Annotated in this window: 6 protein-coding genes and 1 pseudogene; all 7 read right to left on the bottom strand. The window is 54.4% G+C overall.

Going from position 1 to position 5,037, the window contains the following annotated elements:
- Positions 1–88: 88 nt before the first annotated feature.
- Positions 89–454, bottom strand: a complete 366-nt coding sequence (locus QVO66_RS10780) for a hypothetical protein (protein ID WP_021855502.1) — start codon at positions 452–454, stop codon at positions 89–91.
- Positions 451–1,356, bottom strand: a complete 906-nt coding sequence (locus tag QVO66_RS10775; RefSeq protein ID WP_288172828.1) for a hypothetical protein — start codon at positions 1,354–1,356, stop codon at positions 451–453. Before QVO66_RS10775 ends, QVO66_RS10780 begins: the two co-directional genes overlap by 4 nt.
- Positions 1,357–1,358: 2 nt before the next feature.
- Positions 1,359–2,588: a hypothetical protein gene (locus tag QVO66_RS10770; protein ID WP_021855500.1), complete on the bottom strand. Its 1,230-nt coding sequence runs from the start codon at positions 2,586–2,588 to the stop codon at positions 1,359–1,361.
- 11 nt (positions 2,589–2,599) lie between these two features.
- Positions 2,600–3,325 carry an N-6 DNA methylase gene (locus QVO66_RS10765; protein WP_021855499.1) on the bottom strand — a complete coding sequence of 242 codons (726 nt, stop codon included), beginning with the start codon at positions 3,323–3,325 and terminating at the stop codon, positions 2,600–2,602.
- Positions 3,312–3,653, bottom strand: coding sequence for a hypothetical protein (locus QVO66_RS10760; protein ID WP_021855498.1), 342 nt, complete (start codon positions 3,651–3,653; stop codon positions 3,312–3,314). The genes QVO66_RS10765 and QVO66_RS10760 overlap by 14 nt, the downstream gene beginning before the upstream one ends.
- Positions 3,654–3,935: 282 nt before the next feature.
- Positions 3,936–4,475, bottom strand: a complete 540-nt coding sequence (locus QVO66_RS10755; RefSeq protein ID WP_021855497.1) for a hypothetical protein — start codon at positions 4,473–4,475, stop codon at positions 3,936–3,938.
- A 5-nt stretch (positions 4,476–4,480) separates the two neighbouring features.
- Positions 4,481–5,037 (bottom strand): annotated as a pseudogene (locus QVO66_RS10750) (hypothetical protein); the annotation flags it as partial.

Below are 5,037 nucleotides of genomic sequence, written 5' to 3'. Positions count from 1 at the left end.
CTTGCAGGTACTTGCCGAGCCGATACAAAAGTAACCATTTTCATCCGTAATGCTGCGGTTTTGGTTGTGAAAAAACAGCGAGAACCATTTACCCGTAGCCGACGACGAGGCCGACATCATGTCCGTAACCGAAGAAGCCCAGCGTGTCGCAGACGGCCAAAGTCAGGTCGGCAAGGCTGCATCCACGTTCGATGTTGATGTCTTTTACAGGCAGGCCGTAGCCTCCGAGCAGGCAGAATTCCGTGTCTTTCCACCTTTCCTTGCGCAGTGCCGCTGCGCATTCGACCCGCTTTCCGTCAGCGTCGGCGTAAAGGTAAAGCTCCGTCTCTGTGCCGAAGTCCATCCGCATGATGTGCCGTGCAAGCGCCTTTGCGTCCATAAGCATTATTGTCTCTTTCCCGCTCTCCGGTGTTTCGATTGCAAAACAAGGTGCAGTCGTTTCAGTATGTGTCATTTTCCTGTCCTCCCTTTATGTTTTGTTTTGTCGTTGTTTGTAGTGCTTTCAAGCATCCTTGCGCCGTATTCACGCCTTCCCAATAAATGCGGATAGAGCCAACCGTAACCGTTGCAGTCGTCAAAGTCGTCCCAATGACTTACTGATTGGAATCTATGTTCCTTGTGTTCGTGGCGGCTTACGGTCTTGTGGGTGCGTATTACGTGCTTCACCAAGCGCTGGCATTTCAGCAGGTCGGCTATCACGGTGTACTCGTGGTCGGTGTGCGGCTCGTAATATCCGCACGACAGGTTTACGCACGACACTCCGAGGCCTTTCCTCTTCAGCGCGTAAACATCGGTGAACAGGCCGTGCGCCGTCTTGTATCCGTGCCTGCGCAGTTGCGCTTTCGTTATGAAGTCGCGCGAACATAGGGCTGTGCCGTTGATGTCGGTCACCATGTCGGAGTCGCCCTTGCGGTCGCATTCGATTACGAAGCGGCAGTCGGCGAAGAAGCCCATGTCGGCCGCTTCGCTGCCCTTGCATCCCGTTTCCTCCTGCACGAAGAAGGCGCTCTTCATCACCTTGAAGTCCCTTAGGCATTCAAGGCACATCCATACGCCGTTCTTGTCGTCTGCTCCAATGCCCGTGACGCGCTTTTTTCTGTGGTCGTAGCCGACTATTATCGAGCCGGCCACTATGTGCGCGGAGTAAGACCCCGTGCGCCTGTTGTGCACCTCGTCCATGTGGGCCACAACGCACGGGTAAGTCTCCGCCTGTCCCTTCACGGCGTATATGTTGCCCATTCGGTCGCGTTTGTGCCTTACGCCCATTCTGTCAAGCTCCGCCATAATGAGCCGGGCGATAGACCCCTCCCTGCCTGAGGGAGAGGCCGTGTTGTAGAGTGCGAGCAGTCTTTCCATGTTCATGCCATATAGAGTTTGTTCACTTGAAGATAAAGACGCATGGCCGGCTTCGGCCTTTTCTTCTTGAAAAGCACGGAAGGGTACGCCCGTCCGCCGTATTCCACGACACCGCTGCGCATCACGTCACCGAACTCTGTATGTTGGTAGAGCAACCGGCGGCAGGCCGGGCAGAACGTACTGTCGGTGAGGTTGTGCACCGAGCCGCAGTTGGGGCATATCATTCTCATCCGCGTGGCGCTGCCGCTTGTGTTGCGGAGTGTGGCTATCGCCCCGACCGAATCGAAGTTCCTAAGCTCCATACAGTCACCGTCAAGGTACACGCTGAAGAACGTGTCCATGTACGGCGCGCCTTTCTTGTGCCACTTGTGGGCCGGAACTTCCACGGCGAGCTGGAGGTAATACGATTTCCCCCTCTCTATTCCGGAGTCCGTGTTGTCGTTCAAGGCCGTTACGTCCTTTGCATGGGAGAAGTCGTTGTACATCTTCCTGAACGTTATGCCGAGGCTGCGGGCTTGTTCCCTCATCATCTCCGCGATGAACGAGTGGGTGTAATACACGCGGTCAAGCATAGTCAGGCCTGCGGCGTGGATGTCCTCTGAAAGCGACTTCACGTTCTCCCATACCACGGCGCGTCCCAGGACGTTGTTGCCGGAGTCCCTCGCCACGAGTATCTTCGCGCCCGCGAAGTTTACGTAGAAGTCGGCGGCGTTGCGCGCCGTGCCCTCGTGGCGCATGCAAGAGTTGTGCAGGCATGATTCCGACGAGTCCGCCGTATGGCCGTAGTTCTCGCCGTTGTACGCCTCGAAGAAGTCCTGCACGCCTTCGAGCAGCTTTACCGTGACCTTGCTGTCGATGCAGATTGCGCTGGCGAAGTAGGCCATGTCCGTGTCGGAATATTCCGGCAGGTTCTTGAACAGGCGGACGAACTTGGAAGGTTCGAGGTCGGCCCTGTTCTCCGGGAACCACGGCGCCTGCGGATTGTTGCGGTCGGGGAAGTTCTCGTTCGCGAGGTTCTTGTTGCACGCCGTTACCATTATCCTTATCCTCTGGTAGCTCTCCATGTTTGACCGCTTGCGCTTCGTCGAGAAGAAGTTGTACGAGCCGCGGATTATCTCCGCAACGTCGGCGTTGCGTTTGATTTCCGTAAGGATGTCGGCTGCGATGACGCTGCCGTTCTCCGCCGCGTGAGTGAGTCGCGACTTCAGTTCGATACTTGCATTCAGTTTCATAATCGTTTGTTTTAAAGGTTTTGTAATTCAGTTTTTATTCCGTTCCGCCGCAATGTCGGCGACGGCATTGTGTTCTTGTTTTTGTATTCGTTTTCTGTCATAATCCTTATTGACGGTATGCCCGTGCGGGTGAGGAACGGGTTGACGTACCAGCCTCCCGAGAATGTACCGGGCCGCAGGCTGTCGTGCCAGACCACCTCCCCGACGCAGCCGTGTACGAGCATATTGCATACGGACATCATGCAGCAGGTGCGGTCTATGTCCTCTCCGACGAGGTAACAGCCGAGGTTCCTGACGTGGTAGGCCAGCAACAGCCGTCCGCTTCCGCAGGTGGGGTCGCTCACTCTTGAGCCTTGTTGATTACCATTGTTTGCCGTACAAGCAACCATAAGGTCGCATACCGGCGGCGGAGTGAAGAATTGTCCTTGTGCGCTCCGTCCGCTTGTCGAGGAGAAGGACATGTAAAGCTCGCCCAATGCATCGTACCATTTCTTGCCGCCGTCAAGCGTTGACTTCATCAGCGTCAGCCATTCGCAGGACATCCGCATGAATGCCGCGTTCTGCTTCCCCTTGTATTTCCAGCTTTTCAGCGGCGGCACTCCGGGTGAAAAGCCGTGGATTACGTATGTGAGGAAGTCCTCGAACACTGTCATTGGGTTTCGTCCGCATTCCGACGAGAAACCGAGAATCAGCCTTTCGAGAGGCCTTACTTCCACCGGTGTGTCATAACGTGCCATAGTATCGTGGTTTTAGGTTGTCCGTAATGTCCTTGTCTATGGCTTCATCGTTTTTCCACATGGGCCTTTGCCTGTTCTTTTTGTACAGCGACACCTGCCGAAGCAGCATGTCGCAGAACTTTTGGCCGTTTGCGCTTTCGCCACAGAAATACGCCAGCATGTCCCAAAGGTTGCCGTTGAAATACGCCGTCCACTTTCCGTGGAAGTGTTGTCCGAGGTCTTTCCCGAATGTTTCCGTGAAAAGCCCGTAGGTGAGTCCTTCGCTCGGATGGTGGTTGTGCTGCCACCGTGCGATGTCGAGCATCGTCTTGTAATCTATCCTTTCCATGTCGTTTGTATTTTGTCAGGTTCCGCCCGGCAAGGGGCTTGCCTTTTTTCTTGCTGCATGGTGCAGCCGTCACGGCGTACCGTGCGGCAAGGCTTGACGTGGAAAAATACCGCAGCGGAGCGAGGATGATTTTTCCGCGGGCAACGGGCCGTAAGGCCGCCTTGCGCCACGCGTGCACGGACGGCTACCTTTGCGGCAAGAAAAAAGGAACGCCCTTTTGCAGGAGCGTCCCTTCGTTCTTCCATTTTGAGTGTACTTTTTCTATCGGCCATAACCATTATCTTATATTCCAAATAAAGTCCTTACCTTTATTCTTGTAAGACCTGCCTCAATTGCCGCCATGTCAAGGTCTTCACCGTATCCGTTGTCAGAGTATGCGTCGCCCATTCTCCTTGCAATCCGTTCCATCATGCCGTCCGTGAGGCATGACGTGTCGTAACCCTTGGCGGCTATGTCCTCACGTCCCAGCCATGCAATCGCGAAGTGTTCCTTGGGCGACGTAACATCACCTGTACCGTTTATCGGCGGAACCTTATCGGTGACGTATGACAGGTGTCCGGCAAAAACGTCGTGGGGCATGATTGTCATGCATTCGCCGCTCGATGTGTCTGCGCATTCCAGTTGCAGCCCGTCCTTGCCGAGGACTGCTTTCAACACGGCGGCATCCATCGGGTCTCCACCCGTATCGGCCGCTATAACGGGGCTGTCGCAAACATCCGTCCACTCATAAGCCCCGCCGTGCAGCCGCAACGCGGCCGCAAGTTCCCTAAGTTCTTCCGCCTTGATGCGTTTTATTATCGAAAAGAAATCCGTATGCTTCATATCGTTTAAGGTCTTGTTGTTGTTTGTTTTTCAGTTTCACCGATATTTATTCCGAGCAGTTCTTCAGCCGCAAGCACGGCTTTGACCGTCAACATGCGCTGCCATGCCTTGAAGGCCGGTGACCAGCGGAAACCGTACGACTTAAGTGTTTTCCTTGTGTTGTCGTCGGGAATTTTGCCGTAGACAATCTGAAGCCTGTCAGCTTCGTGGTTTATGACTACCGTTCCACCGTTGAAAGGTATTTCCATATTCACGTTCCCGTAATCGGCCTCCAACCTTGAACGGGTCTCCAATGCCATCACTTCCATCCTGAACAGCCTGTTGCGTTCCGTGACGGCCGGTTTTGCTGAGTTCTTGTTGTACTCGGACACAAGAGCTACAGCCCTCCTTACAATGTCTACGTCCCCTTTACCGGCAAAAGTGCCTACCTTGTTCAATATGCTTTCCACGAATAGCGAACGGTTGTAGCCTTTCGCTTTTCCTGTGTCTATGGCGTGTATTACGCCAAGTCGGCTTTCGATGTCAGCCTTTAATGACAACCACACCTGTTCTCGCTTGTCGG

The organism is Prevotella sp. CAG:255 (assembly GCF_000431195.1).
GTDB lineage: Bacteria > Bacteroidota > Bacteroidia > Bacteroidales > Bacteroidaceae > Prevotella > Prevotella rara.
Note: the sequence above shows the minus strand (reverse complement) of the source record. Positions and strands in the feature narration are given on the sequence as shown.

Bases quoted from the DNA above. Each gene is read 5' to 3' on its own strand.
- QVO66_RS10780 (WP_021855502.1), bottom strand. From the start codon at position 454: ATGACACATACTGAAACGACTGCACCTTGTTTTGCAATCGAAACACCG.
- QVO66_RS10775 (WP_288172828.1), bottom strand. From the start codon at position 1,356: ATGGAAAGACTGCTCGCACTCTACAACACGGCCTCTCCCTCAGGCAGG.
- QVO66_RS10770 (WP_021855500.1), bottom strand. From the start codon at position 2,588: ATGAAACTGAATGCAAGTATCGAACTGAAGTCGCGACTCACTCACGCG.
- QVO66_RS10765 (WP_021855499.1), bottom strand. From the start codon at position 3,325: ATGGCACGTTATGACACACCGGTGGAAGTAAGGCCTCTCGAAAGGCTG.
- QVO66_RS10760 (WP_021855498.1), bottom strand. From the start codon at position 3,653: ATGGAAAGGATAGATTACAAGACGATGCTCGACATCGCACGGTGGCAG.
- QVO66_RS10755 (WP_021855497.1), bottom strand. From the start codon at position 4,475: ATGAAGCATACGGATTTCTTTTCGATAATAAAACGCATCAAGGCGGAA.